Genomic DNA, 19,687 nt, shown 5'->3' with positions numbered 1-19,687 from the left:
TTATAAAAATCAATTTTTAAATTTAATGAAATGAAAGATTTTAGAATAGTAAGTTCATTAGTGTTGTTGTTTGTTTTTTCTATTTCTAATGCACAAAAAAATGCAATTGTAGCACATCGCGGTGCATGGAAAAAGAATAATCTGCCAGAAAATTCAATTGCTGCTTTAAGACACGCAATCGATTTGAAATTGCCAGGTTCAGAATTCGATGTTTGGAGAACAGCAGACGATTCTCTTGTAATTAATCACGATGCACATTACAACAAACTGCTTATTGAAGAAACGAATTACGCAGATTTGATAAAGTTTAAACTTTCAAATGGAGAGAAACTTCCAACCTTACAAGAGTATATTTCAGAAGGAATTAAAAACAACAAACAAACGCTTTTAGTGTGCGAAATAAAACCTTCAGAAATTAGTAAAGAAAGAGGACAAAAAACTGCTGTAGCAGCAGTCGAAACCATCAAAAAATTAAAAGCCAATAAAAATACCTGCTACATCAGTTTTGATTATGATATTCTAAAACAAATTAGAGCTATTGATCCCAAAACTTCTTTACAATATTTAGAGGGAAATAAATCTCCAAAAGAAATAAAAGCAGATAAAATCAATGGTGTCGATTTTCATTATTCTGTTTTCCAAAAACACCCAGAATGGATACAGGAAGCAAAGGATAACAAAATTATTCTCAATGCTTGGACAGTTAATGACGCTGCAGTTATGGATTGGCTTATAGAGCATAAATTCAATTACATCACAACAAACGAACCCGAACTTCTAACGGAAAGATTACAGGCAAAGAAATAATCTTTTACGCTTATAAACTTAACATCTAACCATGACAAAAAGATATAAACAACTTACAATGTCGATTGTGTTATTTACGATAGCTTTCGTTAATACTCTTTCGGCACAGAAATTAGGAAAAACAGAATGGTTTGATCCTAATAAACCAGCAACCACTTACTGTAATCCAATCAATATTGGATACAATTATACCACACACAATCATAATGGAATTCCAGAATCTCGCCGTTCTAGTGCCGATCCTGTAATTATTACTTACAAAGGCGAATATTATTTATTTGCAACGAATCAGGCAGGTTTCTTTTGGAGTAAAGACATGTCTGATTGGAATTTTGTTTACGGAAGTTTCCAAAGACAGCCAGGTGACGACGATCAATGTGCTCCAGCGGCTTGGGTTGTAAATGATACTTTATTTTACGTAGGTTCAACTTGGAAAAGAGATCATCCAATTTGGAAAACAGCAGATCCAAAATCAGGAAGATGGACACGTCACGTAGATAAAGCAATGTTGCCAACTTGGGATCCAGCTATCTTTCAAGATGACGATAAAAAAGTGTATATGTATTACGGTTCAAGCGGAAAATTACCTTTAGTTGGTGTTGAGGTAGATTATAATACTTGGCTTCCAAAAGGAAATCAAGCAGATTATGCGACTTTATACAAAGCAACAGAAGTAGAAGATATTCAAAAACCATATGGACAAATCAAAGAAGTTGCAATTCTGGAACCATCAGCTCACGGTTGGGAGCGTTTTGGACCAAACAACGATATGGAACCTGCGCCATGGGGGAATTTCATTGAAGGTGCTTGGATGACCAAACACAACGGAAAATATTACATGCAATACGGAGCGCCTGCAACCGAATTTAAAGGTTATGCAAATGGAGTTCATGTTGGAGATAATCCGTTAGGACCATTTACCTATCAAAAACACAATCCGATGTCTTATAAACCAGGCGGATTTGTAATTGGAGCTGGACACGGAAATACTTTTGCAGACAATTACGGAAACTATTGGAATACAGGAACATGTAAAATTTCTATTAAAGACCGTTTTGAGCGTCGTATCGATATGTTTCCTGCAGGATTTGATAAAGATGATGTAATGTATTCTATTACAGCTTACGGAGATTTTCCAATTGTGTTGCCAACAAGCGAGCGTGACCAAACAAAAGGAGCTTCATCTGGATGGATGTTGCTTTCTTATAAAAAGCCAGTTACGGTTTCTTCTTCTGAAGAATGTATGGAAGTGGAAACACACAGAATGGATAATGGCGGAAAAAAAGTATACGAGAAATTCTGTTACGGGCCAGAAAATCTAACAGATGAAAATATTCAAACCTATTGGTCGGCTAAAACTAGCAATCCAGGCGAATGGCTTCAAATGGATTTAGGAAGACCAATGGAAATCAATGCACTTCAAATCAACTACGCAGATCATAAAGCAACACAGTTCAATAAAGCAATGGATATTTATTATCAATATAAAATCTATATGTCTGATGATGCTCAAAATTGGACTTTGGTGGTTGATAAATCTAAAAACGATAAAGATGCACCTCACGATTATGTAGAGCTTTCAAAATCGATAAAAGCGCGTTACATTAAAATGGAAAATATTCACAATGCATCTGGTTTATTTGCCATTTCAGATTTCAGAGTTTTCGGAAACGGATTGGCAGCAAAACCAAAAGCAGTTTCTTCTTTCAAAGTAGACAGAAATAAAGCCGATTCTCGAAATGCAATGATTTCATGGAAAAAACAAGCAGATGCAATTGGTTACAATATATATTACGGAATCACTCCAGATAAAATGTATAACAGCATTATGGTATATGGTGACAATAGATACGATTTTAGAGGTTTAGATAAAGGAACAAAATATTATTTCACAATCGAACCTTTTAATGAAAATGGTATTGGTACAAAAAATAAGATTATCGAAGTAAAATAGTTTTTATTTCATAAATATCTAAAAGCTCCGATTTCAAATTGAAGAATTTGTAATTGGAGCTTTTTTTTCAGAAAAGGTTGCGGAAAATGCCTTTTAGCTGTAAAGAATTTTGTTCCTTTGTGAATATGCCTAAGGCAGAATAAACTCCAAAATTACTACACAACTATGAAAAAAACGATTCTTTTAACTGCTTTAGTTTTAAACGGATTGACATCTTTTGCTCAGTCAAATGATGAGAAAAACATTAAATTATTTTATAAAAAAGCATTAACTGAAGCAAAATGCTATACTTGGTTAGAGTACTTGTCTAACGATATTGGTCCTCGTTTATCAGGATCTAAAGGAGCAGAATTAGCTGTTGATTACACTAAGAGACAATTAGAAGGTTTAGGACTTGATAAAGTATATTTACAAGAGGTTATGGTGCCTCATTGGGTTCGTGGCGAAAAAGAAACAGCCTATATTTTAGATGGAAAAGCAAAAACAGTTGTGCCAATTTGCGCTCTTGGAGGTTCTGTTGCAACGCCTAAAACAGGAATTACCGCTGAAATAATCGAAGTTCAAGGAATTAAAGAATTAGCTGAATTAGGAGCTGATAAAGTAAAAGGAAAAATTGTGTTTTACAACCGACCAATGAATCCTGAAAACATTGAAACTTTTACCTCATACGGAGCTTGTGTTGACCAGAGATATGCCGGTGCACAAGAAGCTGCAAAATTTGGAGCAGTAGGAACAATTGTTCGTTCTGTGAATTTACGTTTAGATGATTTTCCTCATACTGGAACTCAAAGCTATGGGAATCTTCCAAAAGAGCAATACATTCCAACAGCAGCAATTAGTACAAACGGAGCTGAATTATTAAGTAAATCTTTAAAAAGAAATCCTGCTTTAAAATTTTATTTCAAACAATCTTGTGAGACTTTGCCAGATGCGTTGTCATACAATGTAATTGGAGAGTTGACTGGAACCGAAAAACCAGATAATATTATGGTTGTTGGTGGTCACTTGGATTCTTGGGATTTGGCCGATGGTTCTCATGATGATGGGGCAGGAGTAGTGCAAAGTATGGAAGTTTTGAGGATTCTTAAAAATTTAAATTACAAACCAAAAAATACTATTCGTGTCGTTTTATTTATGAATGAAGAAAATGGCGGAAAAGGTGGTGCTAAATACGAAGAAGTTTCAAAGCAAAAGAACGAAAACCACATTTTTGCATTAGAAAGTGATTCAGGCGGATTTTCTCCACGTGGATTTTCAATTGAAGCTGATGATGCTAATGTGAAAAAAATACAAGGATATAAAGATCTTTTTGAGCCCTATTTAGTACATAGTTTTACAATCGGACATGCAGGTTCAGATATTAGTCATTTAACGTCTAAAGCAATAGTTAAAGCAGGTCTAAAACCAGATTCTCAGCGTTATTTTGATTATCACCACGCAGCAAATGATAAATTTGATGCAATCAATAAAAGAGAATTAGAATTAGGAGCTGCAACCATGACCACTTTAATGTATCTAATGGATCAAAATGGAATTGAAATTCCAAAAGCGAACTAAGATTTTCAAATATGAAATTAAGAAAGCTACGAGTTTTTACTTGTAGCTTTTTTTATTGCCTCGATTTTAAAGTTTCATCACAATCAAATAATAGAAAAATGTGATGGGAACGTTTGAAAGTAGAATTAAGATTTTAATTCCGATTTCTTTTCTTTGTTGTGGAAGATGAATAAATCGATCTGCTAAATGAATAAGCATAATCGTATTCACAACAATTGCTCCTAAAGCAAAAGGCCAAGCAATTACAAAAATGGTTGGACTTTCGTTTGAGATAAGATAAAGCAGCAACAAAAAAGTGCTAATTATAAAGGAACCAATAGCTAGTTCAGTAGATTCTTTTTCTTGAAAAGGTTTATCGTTTATAGTTTTCATGATTTAAATATTAAAAGTTTGTTGAATAGTTTGAACGGGTAGTAAAAGCATTTTCGAAAAATCTAAATAATGGTACGGAAGCGCATTTTTTCCTTTTCTGTACTGTTGGATGAAATACTTAATTCGTTTAGGATAAAATATAGTTCCTGTTAAAATCACCATAAACAGGTACAAACTTCTTTTTCCGTTTCCGTATAAATAATATTGCATTCCGATTTCTTCGTAAACAGAAACTCCGGTATTTGTTAAAACATGAATAATATCATGATCTTCCAGTTTTTCCTGAATTTCAAAATGATTGCGGTAAAGAAAATTGCCTAAACCATAACCTAGACTTTCTTTTGGGTAATGCATCAAATTCGATTTATTGATATTCCAAGGTTCGTTTTTCTTGAAATATTTTTGATATGGTTTTTTAGAAGTTTCATACAGTTTTTCAATTAAAAAATCTCTCATAACAATAATTTTAAAGTTCTTTGAATTTCAAAGTAAAATAAGAAATAAAAAAGCTAGAAATAGTGAGCAGTCTAGCTTTTTAAATATCAGTAAGTATCAACAACAGTTTTCAATACATTAGAATCGGAAAGATCAGAAGGAGCAACGACTTTTTCATCTAAAGGAATATCATTTCCATATCGTTCTTTTAGTATTTTCTGAACTCGTGGATCTTTCAAATTAAAATCTTTCAATTCTCGAAGTTTAGACAATTCAATTCCAGCTGCGTTTTTGTAGATTTTCCAAATAAGTTCAGAGCAATAAATTCTGTTGTCTGTCCATTCAAAGTAAGCATCATATTCTTTACCATCAAACTGCTGACTGTAATCCTTCATTTTTTGCAGCACTTCAGGTTTTAAAACACTGTCATCTTTCAATCGTTTCACTACATATTTATGGTCTTTTCCATGTTTGATCCAATCTTCAAGCGGAGTCAATTTTACAGGCTGAACGGCTTCAAAAACAAACCATTTTCCGTTAATGTCATAAATAATTCCGCAATGCGAAAATTTAGAATTTGTTGCAATACGAACCGCTTCACACTGTTTAGATTCTGATGTCTGAAAAATGATATCTCCATCTTTATATTTGCTTGTCGTAGCTTTTTCCTGCTTGGTTCCTGTAAAAGGATTATTCGGAAACATTTTTGTAGCTACAAATAGAGCACAAGCAAAACTTAGAATAAAAGTAATGACCGGAAATAAATATTTTCTCTTTTTCATAAAGTATGTTTTTAAAGTACTTTGAAATACAAAGTAAATAATAAAAAAAATAGCTGCCAAATAAAATGACAGCTATTTTTCAAATATATTTTATGCGATATTAGATTCTGAATATTCCTCCAACAGCAATAATACGTTGGAAATAAGTAAAGTGCTGAGAAGCTTTATCATCAGGACTTGTTGTAGTTTTAATATCCTGCATGTTGATATAACCACCTTTTAATTCTCCTTGAATGTAGAAATGTTTAAAAAAGGTAACATTTAAACCAGCTTTTGCAGAAACACCATAACCAGAAACGTGAAAATCATCATGACGTTCTTTACCTAAAAGTGTTGTATTAGTTTTAGGATATAAAACTCCAACTCCTAAACCTTCAGTTAAGTTAATCTGAACTTTATCAATATTTGGCAATCCAAACCATTTTGAAACGTCATCGAATCTCGCCACCTCGGTATTAATGTAGTTCAAACCATCAGTATGCTCATACATTAAAAAAGCAGGACCGTTTGTATTTATTTCACCATTGCCATAACCACCTTCTTTAGCGCCACCTTGAGACATGTCTACTGGTCTGTTGTTGTACTCTCCATTGTAAATTGAAGCTGGATCATCTGAAGGTAAATTGATGTATCCGTTAACTCTTGCAGTTTGGTCTTGTGACATTACATATTTCATGTGGTCGACACCAATGGTAACACTGTAATGATCGCTAAAGAAATAACCCAATCTCAAATTCGTTTGAGGAATAGTCATATTAGCAGGATTAATGTAATCAACATGCCAGCCTTTTGGTTTATCATGAGCTGCCATATTCTCCACTGTAAAGTTGTAATCCTTACCTCTAAAGTTTACATCAGATTTTGAGTAACTTTCTCTATTACCACCCCACATTACAAAGAATTTTCCTTTGTTGTGAGCTGCATATTTTTGTACAGGTATTTCTTCCTGAGCAAATGTGTTTAAAGAAACACAAGCCAGTAAGAAAAATAAAATTTTTGTTTTCAAAGAACTTAAGTATTATAATTATTAGAATGAGTTAACTGTTTTTCTAATAGCAACTAATTTGTTCATTAAGCCTTCGAAATAATCTAAATGAAGCATGTTAGCGCCATCACTTTTTGCGTTAGCAGGATCGAAATGAGTTTCGATAAAAATACCATCAACACCTACAGCAATACCAGCTTTGGCAACTGTTTCGATCATATCTGGTCTTCCGCCTGTAACACCTGCCGTTTGGTTAGGTTGTTGTAACGAATGTGTAACGTCCAAAACGGTACTTGCATATTGTTGCATAGTAGGAATTCCTCTAAAATCAACAATCATGTCTTGGTATCCAAACATAGTACCGCGATCAGTAACCATAACATTTTCATTGTTACAGTCTAAAACCTTTTGAACAGCATGTTTCATACTCTCCGGACTCATAAATTGTCCTTTTTTCAGGTTTACTGTTTTTCCTGTATTTGCCGCAGCAACAACAAGATCAGTCTGGCGAACCAAGAAAGCTGGAATCTGCAATACATCTACGTATTGAGCAGCCATATCAGCATCTTCGTTTGTATGAATATCAGTAACAGTTGGAACATGAAAAGTTTCAGAAACTTTTCTTAAGATTTTTAATGCTTTTTCGTCACCAATTCCAGAGAAACTGTCAATTCTGGAACGATTTGCTTTTTTGAAAGATCCTTTAAACACATAAGGAATCTGAAGATTGTCGGTAATACCAACTAATTTTTCAGCAATTCTAAGCGCCATTTCTTCTCCTTCGATAGCACAAGGCCCCGCCAATAAAAAGAAATTCCCGCTGTCAGTATGCTTAATTTGAGGAATATGTTGTATGTTCATAATATGATTTTTTGACAGTGCAAAGGTAGTTATGATTTATGAGTTTCAGATGAAGATTTAAGATTATTTTATGAAGCTAATCCTGCTATTCGCTTCAATTTTTTTCTCCAAATCCTTTTTTTCTAGATCCTTGCAGGAGCTTCCGTTGGTCGCTCTGCAACGACCAGAAAAAATAGGCTTTCTCAAAAAAAGATTTCCGCTACTATCAGGGCTAGGAGTTTAGTGGAATTACGAAAAATTAACTTAAATTATCGAGTGATTTTAGTGTAATAACGCCAAAAGAGAATCTGGCCAATAAAAAACAAAGCAGTAAGAAAATAAATAACAAAGTAAATTCTCCAAATAAAATTTTCAGGATTAAGCGAATCAAATTCGATTAGCTCAAATGAATCACTTTTGGAAAAAATAATAGCAGGAATGGTAAGTAAAAAATGAATTAAAAAATGCTTTAAACTTATTTCAGTTTTGTTTTTAGAAAGCTTCCAATAGAGATATACAGAAATACTTAAAACGATGAAAATAAACAAATCATTAATAAACGCACCTCCAAAAAAACTTGTATTCCATCCAGGTACTAATGATGATAAGAAATCAGACCCTACAAAAAGTATAAGATAGGGAAACATTAATACTAATAAAACCACGAAGATTATAAACGTATATTTTGTTTTAATCATGATGTTGCGCTTTTTTATCTCTCCATCTTTTGACAAAGAATTGAATTAGAAATATTAAAATGAGAACAAAGAGCAAATAGAAACAAGCTAAAGCAACTCCTAAAAGAGGCATTCCACATCTTACGGGATTTGGATATTGTTCGTATTTTCTAGAAAAATTGTATTCTGTTATATAAACGCAATAAAAGAAAATAGAATATAGGCAATAAAACTGATCCACGAGATTCTGCTAAACTTTAAAGAATCTGTTTTGTAGATTGTTTTGGTACCAAATAATAATTGAAATAATATCGGCAGAACAAGTAGTAATAACGGAATTACATCAAGCATAATCTTTTAAATATAAGCTGTTTATTGTTTCAGTCTCAATCCCATCGGAACCATTAAAATTCCTTTTTCATAAATGTTTAAATACAATTTTACAGGTTTTTTCTGTCCATCCCATTTCAATTCGTAAACATTTAAAAATCCAGCACCCATATTACTTCTTTTTGTTGGAAACGGACAGCAGGTTTCTAGTTTGGTAAAAGTTATTTTTTCGCCACTTGGACCAGCCAAAGCATTTAGAAAACGAGCTTCGTTCAAAGTTTCGCTATTCGTATTTTGAAAAAACAGATTGACAGGATAATCAGGATCGTAACCGTATTTTTTGTCTTTCGCAAACTGAGTAATTACAAAAGTATTATCTCTTTTTAAAACCAGATCAGGAGCATTGTCGTCTACATTTTTTAAAGTCGATTTTGTACTTACACAAGAAGAAGCAGTAATTAATAAAATTATAAAAAGAGTGATTTTTTTCATGAGTATTTTGATAGACTATATTAGGGTTGCTGTACTTTTCTTAGGGTTTAATTTTAAAACACCAAGAACAATCAGATATTGTGCCAGAAGGTAGGTTAACATTATAAAAAAGGAACTTTTTGGAATCGGATGATAGAACTTGTTTAAAGCCAGAATACTATCTGAAACCACAAAGAAAAAAGCGCCCAAGAAAATGAGCAAATTTCCAGGTTTTTCCCAAACCAAAAGTCCGTTAAAAGCAAACAAAAGCATGATCGAAATAACAGTCGCATAGATAGAAACTGGAATTTCAAGATCTCCTAAATGTGGCATTAAAAAAGAAACCATACTGATTAAGTAGACCGCAATCAAGATGCTTCCAATTACAAAAAATGTTTTATTCTGTTTTTTTCTAATTCTGTTAAGCTTATTAAATAAAATACAATAGAGAATATGAGCGATTAAAAAGAATACTAAGCCTAAGATAAAATATATTTCCCCCAGATCGGTAAAAAGCAAAATAACATCTCCAATCCAGGAAAGTAATAATGCCGCCAATACGGTATTCTGAGTTGGAAATTTTCTATAAAAATAAGCTCCAAACCCTAGAATTGGTATTAAAATGGGTTTTAAAAACAGATCGAAACGTTCATAACCCAACATCAGAAGGGCTAGGTAAACAATGCTGAAGGCAATGTAAATTTTAAAAAAAGAAGAATTTCTCATAATAGGGGATTATGAATTATATACAGGTTTTGGTTGGTTTTTAAATTCAATACGAACAAAATATACTGTAGTTATAAATGAGAGTATCAAATATGTAAAAATAATATAATTACCAATTGGAATTACATTATTTAAACCAAACCAATCTCCATAATAACCAATAATAGAAATTACAATTCCCAGTCTTAAACCTTCCCATAAAACAGCGAACCGACTTTTATCCATCAACTCTGTATAACTATAAATTGTGATAAAAATAAAAAAGCCGTAAATAAATATATTTGGAAGTCCAATTCTGGCAATATTATCAAATAAGAAGCTGACAAAAAGTAAAGTAACTAAAACCTGAATGACAGACCAATTGATAAGTTTTTGAGAGTTTTGTGTTCCATATTTTTCAAAATCAAAAACATTTTCGATTTTGTTGACAGGATATTTTTGCTCAAAATTTTCTGGTCGCCATCCAGTTGGTTTAAACCAAATGGTCAATTTATCTTTCCATTTTGGAGCTCGCCAGGCATCTTTTATCAATAAACTTAAATGCTGAAAATTAATCTTAATCGGATTCCATGTATTTGCTGGTCTTGTAATTCCGAATACAGGCGGAACATCGTCTAATTCTTCCTGAAAAGTTCCAAAAATCTTATCCCAAAAAATAAAAATCTGAGAATGGTTTTTATCTAAATATTCAGGATTGATTGCATGATGTACCCTATGATGAGAAGGCGTTACCAAAATATGCTCTACAAATCCCATTTTTTTAATATGCTTGGTGTGATACCAAAATTGTAAAAACAAATGAATTGGAAGTGTTATCGCAATTACAGAAGCAGGAACACCCAACAAAGCTGCCGGAATCAATAAAAAAGTAAATAAATTAACTAAACTCGCAATGGGTTGGCGTAAGGCACAGGCGAGATTAAACTCTTCACTGCTGTGGTGTATGGCATGTTTGTTCCAAAGAAAGTTAATTTGATGTGCCAAACGATGGCTCCAGTAGCCGTAAAAATCAATTACAAAGAAGGCGATAAAGTAGGAGAGAACATTTACTTCTAAATGTTGTAGAGCTATTTTAGAAACCAGCCATTCGTAGGAAAGAAAAGTGATACTTAAGCCCAAAACATCTTTTACAGAATTGGTTATTCCCGAACTAATGCTCGATACACTGTCTATAAGAGGTGCCGTATCATTTTTTTTATAAATGCCATATATTTTTTCAATGATAATTAAGGTCAAAAAAACAGGCATTGCAATAATCAATATCTTTCCATATTCCTCCATAAAAAAAGCATTCTATTGAATTCAAATATAGAATAAAATAGAATGCCTTTTAAATTATTTTCAACTAAACAATTTCAGCGCTAAGACCTGCTTCTAAAAGTTGTGTACATTGAGGTTTTAATTTGTCCATAGGACCTGTTTTTACAGTGCATTTCCCGTTGTAATGTACAATCAAAGAACATTGTTCAGCTTGTTCGGCCGTGTGGCTGCATACACGCATAAGAGTGTCAATTACGTGATCAAAAGTGTTTACATCGTCGTTGTAAACGATAATTTCGTTATTGAAACCCGTTGCTTCTTTCTCGCGAATTCTTTCTCTAACTTTTTCTTTAGTACTCATTTTTTTTAGTTTTTTGTACTGATGTAATTACTATTATCTAATTTACGTATTTTAATGATACCCAGTTGTTTCTTTGAAACTTTTTAACATAAGTTAATCCTTTTTCAACACAAGAAGCATCAATAAAAGGAATGTCTTCTTCATAAAAACCACTAAAAAGTATAATTCCTTTTGGGTTTAAAGCGTCAACATAAGCCTGCATATCATTCAACAAAATATTTCTATTGATATTGGCAATAATCAAATCATATTTTTTACCAGCTAATAAAGCGGCATCGCCCTCATAAACGCTGATGTGTTTACAATTATTGCGTTCAGCATTTTCGATAGAATTTAAATAACACCAATTGTCAATATCAATGGCATCGATTGGTTCTGCGCCTTTCATTTCGGCTAAAATAGCCAAAATCGCTGTTCCGCAACCCATATCAAGAGTTTTTAAACCTTTCACGTCCATTTCCAGTAAATGCTGAATCATCATGTGTGTTGTTTCGTGATGTCCAGTTCCAAAACTCATTTTTGGTTCAATCACAATATCAAATTCGGCATTAGTTTTCTCATGAAAAGGAGCACGAACATGGCATTTTCCATCTACATCAATTGGTTCGAAGTTTTTTTCCCATTCTTCATTCCAGTTTACCTGATCGATTTCTTCAATTGTATATTCAATTTTAAACTCTTCCGATTGTAAAATGTAAATATCATCTAGAATGTTTTCATCCCACAAATCCTTCTTCACAAAAGCCGAAATTCCGTTTTCAGTTTCTGTAAAACTTTCAAACGCTTTTTCGCCCAATTCAGCCACTAAAATTTCAGAACCTAATTCTTTCGGCTCAATCGTAAAATGATATCCTAAATATATATTTGACATAAAAAAAATTTTTGCAAAGGTACTTCTTATAATATAAATTCCAATTTAAAAATTCCAAATTCCAAAACGAAAAAACCATTCGCTTTGCGAATGGTTTTTTGTAAAATCTAAAATCTAAAATCTAAAATCTAAAATCTAAAATCTAAAATCTAAAATCTAAAATCTAAAATCTAAAATCTAAATTTTTTATTAGATAGCTGTAACAATAGCTAAGAAATCGTCAGCTTTTAAAGCTGCACCTCCAATTAAACCACCATCTACGTCTGGTTTAGAGAAGATTTCTTTAGCATTTTCCGGTTTTACAGAACCACCGTATAAGATAGAAACTTCATCAGCGATTTCAGCTCCAAAAGCTTTACGGATAGTTTCTCTAATGAATTCGTGCATTTCCTGAGCTTGTTCTGGAGAAGCTGTTTCACCTGTTCCAATAGCCCAAACTGGCTCATAAGCTAAAACGATTTTAGACCATGATTCTTTTGCAATGTGGAAAACACCATCACGCAATTGGTTTTCTACAATATTGAAGTGATTATCAGACTGACGGTCTTTTAATTCTTCTCCAAAACAGAAAATAACTGTCATGTCATGTTTCAAAGCAGTGTCCACTTTATTAGCAATTAAAGCATCAGTTTCGTGAAAAATAGCTCTTCTTTCAGAATGTCCTAAGATTACTGTGTTTACACCAATGCTAGTTAACATATCTGCTGAAATTTCTCCTGTAAAAGCGCCACCTTCTGCCTGGTGAACGTTTTGAGCAGAAACTCCGATAGTGGTATTTTTTAATTTTGCAGCAGCAGCTTGTAAGTTTACAAAAGTTGGCGCTACAATTACTTGTGCATTCGTTTTTGCTGGAATTTTAGCAATTAACTCGTTTAATAATTCTTCAGTTTGAGCAGCATTTTTATGCATTTTCCAGTTTCCTGCAACAATCGATTTTCTCATTTTGGTAGTTTTATATTATTTTTTTGTTTTTTGTTTGAATTTAAAGTCAAGTTCAATTTTTAATTCATATTGATTTTTGACATTGACATTGAAAAATTATTTCAACGATTGTAATGTAGCATTGATTTTTTCAAAATCAGTTTCTATAGCGCGGTATAAAACGATTTTTCCTGTTTTGTCAATAACGATATAACGTGGAATCCAGTCTAAGTCAATCGCTTTTCCAAAAAGACCTTTCATTCCGTCATTCATCATGTAGTGATCACCTTTGTTTAATTCGTGTTTTTCGATTCCTGCTTTCCATTTGTCAGCCGTTTTATCAGCTGAGATAAACAAATAAGAAACATCAGGATTGTTAGCCTGAAGCTCTTTTAATTTTGGCATTGCTTTTACGCAGTCACCACACCAAGAAGCCCAAACTTCAATTAATAAAGTTTTTCCTTTGTATTTTTTTAAGATGTTTTTAAAAGCTGTCTGACTATTGTCAGTTCCTAATAATTTTTCTGATAAAGCTTCTTTAGAAAAAGTGGTTTTCTGAGCTTGTGAACATGAAAAAGTAATAAATGCAATTAAGACTAAAGCAATTTGTTTCATATAAATAATCATTTTCAACAAAGTTAAACAAACAAATTGAAAGCCAAATGCAGATTAACAAAATTTGAAGAGTCGTTTATTTTGTAACAAAACGGGGATTTTAGGTTAGAAAAAGCGGAATGAAAACGTAATAGTAGGGGGAGAAAATCGTACTTTTTTTAAATCGGTATTTTTGAAAATTAAAAAAAGAATTAAATTTTTTATTTGAAGATAAAAAAATGATCAAAAAAACGTCAGATTTCAATTAAAAAAGCCTTCAATAAATTTAAATTATTGAAGGCTTTATATGTTTTTTGATGAGGTTAGTTTAACTCGTAATTTCCGTTTGCCCATTTTTTACTTGGAGCAATCCAATTCTCTCCGGCTTTATATAAAAAACCATGTTTTAGACCAGTGTTTAATTCAATTTCCTTAAAATGATCTATTTTGCACTTAGAAGTTTCTTTTCGTCTAATGGCTGAAACACCATAAATATCCGATTTTTCATAAATGGTTAATATATTACCACAGAAATTAATCTCAGGAATTTGTTCAATATCAGAATCCTGAAAACAACCAATAAAAACAAAATTCACATTTGGGTTTTCTAAATAAGTCGAAACGTATTGTGCAATGTAACCACCTTTTGAAGTTCCTATTACAGTGATATGACTTGGTTCAACACCTTTTCTTATTAATCCTTTTATTTGTTTTTCTACTTTTTTGGCATATTTAGCAGCGTTTGTGTTTTTGCTTCTGATTTCGCTAAAAACGATAAAATTGTCTTTTCTAAAAGAAGCTACAATCTCATTGTATTCTGCTTTTCCATATTCTAAATGTGCAACATTTAAAGGATTTTCTTCAACGAATTTATTATGCAAAAAGAAAATATAACGCTGGTCTTTATTCGCCTGACTAAAACATAAAGAACTAAATAAAACTACAAGCAAGAAACTAAATGCTTTAAGATGTTTTTTCATTGCTTATTTGGGGTTAAGTTTAAAGTAAAATCAGCTTTTGGTATTAATGAAAATTTTATAAATGCCTGTTTCGTTATCTTGTTTATATTCGACATTTTTTATTTCAACTGATTTTAGTACTGTATTACTACATTCTTTTCCTTTTACTCTTTGCGTAACAGCAGTTATTTCGAAAAGACTTTTGTCTTCAATTTTTACATTGTATTTATATACTCCAGAAATAACTCCAACAACTAGGGAAAGACGATTTGAGTTGTCGGCGGTCATGTAAGTAGTCTGGATTGTTTTGTTTTCATTTAAATCTGTTATGGTTATGGACTTTTTTGCATCAAGGGTACCATTAGCAAATAGATTCTCTCCCGAATCTTTATCTACAAATTCAAAAGTAAATGCAACTGGACCTGTTGAACATAAAGAACCAGATTCACATCCTGTTATAACAATTAAAACTAGAAGTAATAAAAGTTTTAGTATTCTTTTCATGATTATAAATAAGTTTTTGGTTGGAATCAAATGTAGGATTATTATTCGTAATCTGAAATTAAGTTTTAAGAAATTATATTAAAAACAAAAAGCGCCAACAAACCTATTGTTTATTGGCGCTTTGCTATCTTAAGTAAGATGTTATAGTTTCAAATCTTCAACATCATTGTAATGTACTTTTTGAACAATAGTTCCGTTTTGTATAACCACAATACTTGGATTTGCTCTTTCAACTGTTTTTAAAGCTGTTCCGTCACAGAAATAAAAATCAAGATCTAAATTGTATTGTTTTTTAGCTTTAGCAATTTCATTAGCTCCAGAAGCAGTCATTCCGATTACTTTATATCCTTTTGCTTTTGCATCTGTTGTAACTTTTGCTAATTTTTTCATTCCTTCAGGATTTGATAAATTCAAATCATAAGTCACATAAATCAGCAATTTAGGTTCTTTCAATAATTCTTCTTTATAATCAGAATCATCTTTTGTCATGGTGAAATCGTGAATTGGTGGTATATAACCTTCAGAAATTACTTTGTCTTTACGATCAATAAAAGTCGCTCCTTCAGGAATATTCATTAAATCTTTCTCTGTAAATTCTTTTTCAACGCCATTTACTTTGTAAATAAAGATCATTTCAACCACCGATTTCGGAGCACCTTCCGGAATTTCCATTCCCTTTTCAATGTTTGTTCCTACTTTGTACGGACGGAAATCTTTTATAGGATTATGATTTAAAACCCAAACTGCCATAAATACACAAAGAATAATACTAATTAAAGTAACGAGATTGGTAACCGTTTTTGAAAATAATGGTTTTACTAATTTTTTATTGATGAATAAAATCAGAATAAAGAACAACAAAACAACATCTTTTGTGAAGGATTGCCAAGGTGTTAAGTGTAAAGCGTCTCCAAAACAACCACAATCTTTTACTACATCAAAATAAGCAGAGTAAAAGGTAAGGAACGTAAAGAAAACTATCAGTAATAACAATGCCCAAATGGTTAATTTTGATTTATAACCAACTAAAAGCATCACACCTAAAACGACTTCTAAAATCACCAAAAATATTGCCAAACCTAAAGCCAATGGCTCTAAAAATGGCATATTGAAAACTGGTTCACTAAAATATTCTGCTAATTTATAAGAGAAACCGACTGGGTCATTCAATTTGATTAATCCAGAAATGATAAATAACACACCGACAAATAATCGGGAAAATTGGGTAATGATGTTTTTCATGGGGTAAGGTTTTTTCTGCCACCAATTACACGAATCTTCACGAATTAATTTTGTGGAAATTTGTGTAATTTGTGGCTAAATATTATTTTATTGGATTAAGTATTAAAGCAAAAACAGAGTAATTAATCATATCCTGATAATTGGCATCGATACCTTCAGAAACCAAAGTTTTTCCTTTGTTGTCTTCAATTTGTTTAACACGCAATAATTTCTGCAAAATTAAATCGGTTAGGGAACTCACGCGCATATCACGCCATGCTTCACCGTAATCGTGATTTTTAGCTTCCATTAAATCTTTAGTCAATTTGACTTTAGCATCATATAATTCAGTTGCTTTTTCAACATCAAGATCCGGCTGGTCTACAACGCCAAGCTCCAACTGAATCAAAGCCATAATAGAATAATTGATGATTCCGATAAATTCTCCTTTTTCGTCTTCATCCACTTTACGGATTTCATTTTCCTGTAAACTTCTAATTCTTTGCGCTTTTATGAAAATCTGATCTGTTAGTGATGGAAGTCTCAAAATTCTCCACGCACTGCCGTAATCTTTCATTTTGTTGATGTACAATGTTCGGCAAATCGCGATAACATTATCAAATTCTTGGGAAGTATTCTTCATTTATATGCTGTATATTTGCTAAAATTTCTTCAAAAATAAGGAAAAATTAAAGAGTTTCAAGTTTCAGGTTTCAAGTTTTTCTAAACAAATTGTTAATGGGATAACTTGAAAACCATATTGAATGTTTCAAGTTTCAGATTAGAAGTTTCAAGTTCTAGAATTTACACAATCAATATCAACTTCAAACAGGAAACAAAAAAATAAAAGCTAATGACGATTAACTGCAAAGGAGAACTTATAGATTTGTCAGTCCCGAAGGTAATGGGAATTCTGAATGTTACCCCAAATTCATTTTTTGATGGTGGAAAATATAAAAACGAAGACGAAATAATTTCACAAGTTGGTAAAATGATTTCTGAAGGAGCTTCTTTTATCGACATTGGCGCCTATTCCAGTAAACCAAGTGCCGAGTCTGTAACTGAACAAGAAGAAATAGACCGAATTGTTCCAGCCATAGAATTGATTTTAAAACACTTCCCAGAAACTTTATTGTCAATCGATACTTTTAGAGCTGAGGTTGCAAAAGCGAGCATAGAAAGTGGTGCCGCAATTATAAATGATATTGCTGCAGGCGAATTGGACGATAAAATGTTTGAAGTTATCGCTAAATATAACGTTCCGTACATTATGATGCACATGCGTGGAAATCCGCAAACAATGCAAAGTTTGACACAGTATGAGGATATTGTAAAAGAAATGCTTTTTTATTTTTCAGAAAAAGTAAAAAAAGCAAGAAGTCTCGGAATCAACGATTTGATTTTAGATCCAGGTTTTGGTTTTGCCAAAACAACCGATCAAAATTTTGAAGTAATGCAGAAAATGGAACTTTTTAATCTTCTAGAATTACCTGTTTTAGCAGGAATTTCAAGAAAATCAATGATTTATAAAACGCTTGGTACAACACCACAAGAAGCTTTAAACGGAACCACTTTCTTGAATACAATTGCTTTGACAAAAGGCGCAAAAATTCTTCGTGTTCATGATGTGAAAGAAGCGATGGAATGTGTTACTTTGTTTAATAAAATGAGTTTTAAAAATATTTAAACGATACATTTGTCATTCCGAGGAACGAGGAATCACACTAGAAATTCGACAAAGATTGGAGATTTTCTTTGTGGAATCCCGCGTGCGATTCCTCGTTCCTCGGAATGACAAACTGTACATAAAATAGTTATCTGAAAAAAATATGAAATACTTTTCTCTAGTTATAATTTGCCTTTTATTTTCCTGCGGAAAAAAAGAAGACGTTTTACTGCCAAAATCAAATATTACAATTGTAAAAGAGGTACAAGATCTTTCGCCAATTTATATCTTTTTTAAAAAGGAAGGAAAAGATACAATTGCCGATGTAAACAGAAAAAGCAGTATTATTTCTACCAATTGGATTTTTAATGTTGATAAGCGTTTGCCTTTAAAACTTGTAATTCCAGAAGTAATGAAATTACAGGAAAAGAAAAGAGCGGATAGCGCACATAAAAATGAAAATGCTGAAAACTATTATTCTTATGCTGATTCAATCGGGAAAAATTTAGCTTTTGTTCCTTTCACGAAAGTCTATTATAAAATGGAGAGACCTGATAAAGATAATTTTGTGGTTTATTTCAAGAAAGGAAGAAAACAAGTTTTTATGGGAAATAAGGAAATAAAAACGACTCAAATACTACAAAACTTTTATAGCATAAAATTTCAAAAAGTACCCAATTTAGTATTTGTTTTTGACAAGAATATGAGTTATGAAGAATATATTCGATACAAAATTTTGCTGCATAAATATGTAACGTCTAATCTCGATAGACTTCCAGTAGAATTTATTTTGTAATACTAAAAAGTAAACTAACACTAATTATTGGTGATGATAAGGTTCATTTCGTAAAATGGTAAATCCGCGGTACAATTGTTCGATAAAAAATAGACGAACCATTTGATGCGAAAATGTCATTAGCGAAAGCGAAACTTTTCCCTGTGCTTTTTTATAAACGGTTTCAGAAAAGCCATAAGGCCCGCCAATAACAAAAACTAATGTTTTTACCCCAGAATTCATTTTCTTTTGAAGTTCTTCAGAAAATCCAACGCTGGAGAAAGTTTTTCCGTTTTCATCTAACAAAATCAATTGATCTGTTGCAGAAAGTTTGGAAAGAATCAATTCGCCTTCTTTTTCTTTTTGCTGACTTTCAGATAAGTTTTTTACGTTTTTGATGTCTGGGATAATCTCCAAATCAAATTTGATATAAAATGACAAACGTTTGGTGTAATCGTCAATCAAAGTTTGAAGCGATTTATTATCTGTTTTACCTATTGCGATAAGTTTTATGTTCATAATTTCTTTTGCCACGAATTACACGAATTGGCACGAATTTAATTTGAATTATTTTTGCCACAGATTTCACGGATTAACACAGATTAAAAAAAATCCTTTG

Annotated in this window: 23 protein-coding genes; 5 read left to right on the top strand and 18 right to left on the bottom strand. The window is 32.1% G+C overall.

The genetic code is table 11. From position 1 onward, the window contains the following. The first annotated feature begins 30 nt into the window (after positions 1-30). The 3 genes from NQQ59_RS04410 (at position 31) to NQQ59_RS04400 (ending at position 4,318) form a co-directional block, all read left to right on the top strand. Complete coding sequence (locus NQQ59_RS04410; protein ID WP_144213992.1) at positions 31-807, top strand: glycerophosphodiester phosphodiesterase family protein; 777 nt, start codon at positions 31-33, stop codon at positions 805-807. Positions 808-838: 31 nt separating this feature from the next. After that, the gene (locus tag NQQ59_RS04405; RefSeq protein ID WP_144213990.1) at positions 839-2,761 is read left to right on the top strand and encodes a discoidin domain-containing protein; all 1,923 of its coding nucleotides are present in this window, start codon (positions 839-841) and stop codon (positions 2,759-2,761) included. A gap of 165 nt (positions 2,762-2,926) precedes the next feature. Beyond that, positions 2,927-4,318: a M20/M25/M40 family metallo-hydrolase gene (locus NQQ59_RS04400; RefSeq protein ID WP_144213988.1), complete on the top strand. Its 1,392-nt coding sequence runs from the start codon at positions 2,927-2,929 to the stop codon at positions 4,316-4,318. 66 nt (positions 4,319-4,384) lie between these two features. Here NQQ59_RS04400 and NQQ59_RS04395 read toward each other — a convergent pair whose 3' ends face one another. The 17 genes from NQQ59_RS04395 to NQQ59_RS04315 all read right to left on the bottom strand — a co-directional run bounded on the left by NQQ59_RS04395 (position 4,385) and on the right by NQQ59_RS04315 (position 17,270). Next, on the bottom strand, positions 4,385-4,690 hold the full coding sequence (locus NQQ59_RS04395; RefSeq protein WP_144213986.1) for a hypothetical protein: 306 nt from the start codon (positions 4,688-4,690) through the stop codon (positions 4,385-4,387). A 3-nt stretch (positions 4,691-4,693) separates the two neighbouring features. Continuing rightward, positions 4,694-5,146 (bottom strand): hypothetical protein, encoded by a 453-nt coding sequence (locus NQQ59_RS04390; protein ID WP_144213984.1) that lies wholly within the window; start codon positions 5,144-5,146, stop codon positions 4,694-4,696. Between the two features lie 86 nt (positions 5,147-5,232). After that, complete coding sequence (locus NQQ59_RS04385) at positions 5,233-5,907, bottom strand: YiiX family permuted papain-like enzyme (protein ID WP_144213982.1); 675 nt, start codon at positions 5,905-5,907, stop codon at positions 5,233-5,235. A 100-nt stretch (positions 5,908-6,007) separates the two neighbouring features. After that, positions 6,008-6,913: a hypothetical protein gene (locus tag NQQ59_RS04380; RefSeq protein ID WP_144213980.1), complete on the bottom strand. Its 906-nt coding sequence runs from the start codon at positions 6,911-6,913 to the stop codon at positions 6,008-6,010. Positions 6,914-6,934: 21 nt separating this feature from the next. Then, positions 6,935-7,753, bottom strand: a complete 819-nt coding sequence (gene kdsA / locus NQQ59_RS04375) for a 3-deoxy-8-phosphooctulonate synthase (RefSeq protein WP_144213978.1) — start codon at positions 7,751-7,753, stop codon at positions 6,935-6,937. A gap of 248 nt (positions 7,754-8,001) precedes the next feature. Further along, entirely contained in the window at positions 8,002-8,430 is a 429-nt protein-coding gene (locus NQQ59_RS04370; RefSeq protein ID WP_144213976.1) for a hypothetical protein, read from the bottom strand. Positions 8,431-8,781: 351 nt separating this feature from the next. Next, positions 8,782-9,231 carry a 2-dehydro-3-deoxyphosphooctonate aldolase gene (locus NQQ59_RS04365; RefSeq protein WP_144213974.1) on the bottom strand — a complete coding sequence of 150 codons (450 nt, stop codon included), beginning with the start codon at positions 9,229-9,231 and terminating at the stop codon, positions 8,782-8,784. Between the two features lie 15 nt (positions 9,232-9,246). Further along, positions 9,247-9,936 (bottom strand): lysoplasmalogenase, encoded by a 690-nt coding sequence (locus tag NQQ59_RS04360; RefSeq protein WP_144213972.1) that lies wholly within the window; start codon positions 9,934-9,936, stop codon positions 9,247-9,249. A 9-nt stretch (positions 9,937-9,945) separates the two neighbouring features. Continuing rightward, positions 9,946-11,217, bottom strand: coding sequence for a sterol desaturase family protein (locus NQQ59_RS04355; RefSeq protein ID WP_144213970.1), 1,272 nt, complete (start codon positions 11,215-11,217; stop codon positions 9,946-9,948). Positions 11,218-11,281: 64 nt separating this feature from the next. Continuing rightward, positions 11,282-11,557, bottom strand: coding sequence for an ATP-dependent Clp protease adaptor ClpS (locus NQQ59_RS04350; RefSeq protein ID WP_144213968.1), 276 nt, complete (start codon positions 11,555-11,557; stop codon positions 11,282-11,284). 37 nt (positions 11,558-11,594) lie between these two features. Beyond that, complete coding sequence (gene prmA / locus NQQ59_RS04345; RefSeq protein WP_144213966.1) at positions 11,595-12,428, bottom strand: 50S ribosomal protein L11 methyltransferase; 834 nt, start codon at positions 12,426-12,428, stop codon at positions 11,595-11,597. A gap of 189 nt (positions 12,429-12,617) precedes the next feature. Next, positions 12,618-13,370: a triose-phosphate isomerase gene (tpiA, locus tag NQQ59_RS04340; RefSeq protein WP_144213964.1), complete on the bottom strand. Its 753-nt coding sequence runs from the start codon at positions 13,368-13,370 to the stop codon at positions 12,618-12,620. 96 nt (positions 13,371-13,466) lie between these two features. Further along, positions 13,467-13,964, bottom strand: a complete 498-nt coding sequence (locus NQQ59_RS04335) for a TlpA family protein disulfide reductase (protein WP_144213962.1) — start codon at positions 13,962-13,964, stop codon at positions 13,467-13,469. Between the two features lie 302 nt (positions 13,965-14,266). Further along, positions 14,267-14,923, bottom strand: coding sequence for an alpha/beta hydrolase (locus NQQ59_RS04330; RefSeq protein ID WP_144213960.1), 657 nt, complete (start codon positions 14,921-14,923; stop codon positions 14,267-14,269). A gap of 30 nt (positions 14,924-14,953) precedes the next feature. After that, positions 14,954-15,406 (bottom strand): hypothetical protein, encoded by a 453-nt coding sequence (locus tag NQQ59_RS04325; RefSeq protein WP_144213958.1) that lies wholly within the window; start codon positions 15,404-15,406, stop codon positions 14,954-14,956. 141 nt (positions 15,407-15,547) lie between these two features. Then, positions 15,548-16,648, bottom strand: coding sequence for a BT_3928 family protein (locus tag NQQ59_RS04320; protein WP_144213956.1), 1,101 nt, complete (start codon positions 16,646-16,648; stop codon positions 15,548-15,550). An 82-nt stretch (positions 16,649-16,730) separates the two neighbouring features. Continuing rightward, on the bottom strand, positions 16,731-17,270 hold the full coding sequence (locus NQQ59_RS04315) for a DUF1599 domain-containing protein (protein ID WP_144213954.1): 540 nt from the start codon (positions 17,268-17,270) through the stop codon (positions 16,731-16,733). 210 nt (positions 17,271-17,480) lie between these two features. Between NQQ59_RS04315 and folP the strand changes: the two genes are divergently transcribed. Together folP and NQQ59_RS04305 are read left to right on the top strand one after the other, a co-directional pair. Then, entirely contained in the window at positions 17,481-18,314 is an 834-nt protein-coding gene (gene folP / locus NQQ59_RS04310; protein ID WP_144213952.1) for a dihydropteroate synthase, read from the top strand. A gap of 142 nt (positions 18,315-18,456) precedes the next feature. After that, positions 18,457-19,089 carry a hypothetical protein gene (locus tag NQQ59_RS04305; protein WP_144213950.1) on the top strand — a complete coding sequence of 211 codons (633 nt, stop codon included), beginning with the start codon at positions 18,457-18,459 and terminating at the stop codon, positions 19,087-19,089. 24 nt (positions 19,090-19,113) lie between these two features. Here NQQ59_RS04305 and rlmH read toward each other — a convergent pair whose 3' ends face one another. Then, on the bottom strand, positions 19,114-19,587 hold the full coding sequence (gene rlmH, locus NQQ59_RS04300; RefSeq protein ID WP_035648259.1) for a 23S rRNA (pseudouridine(1915)-N(3))-methyltransferase RlmH: 474 nt from the start codon (positions 19,585-19,587) through the stop codon (positions 19,114-19,116). Positions 19,588-19,687: the final 100 nt, after the last annotated feature.

Origin of the sequence: Flavobacterium panacis, assembly GCF_024649945.1 — a bacterium.
GTDB classification, from domain to species: Bacteria; Bacteroidota; Bacteroidia; order Flavobacteriales; family Flavobacteriaceae; genus Flavobacterium; species Flavobacterium panacis.
This window is presented reverse-complemented; position numbering and strand designations above follow the sequence as displayed.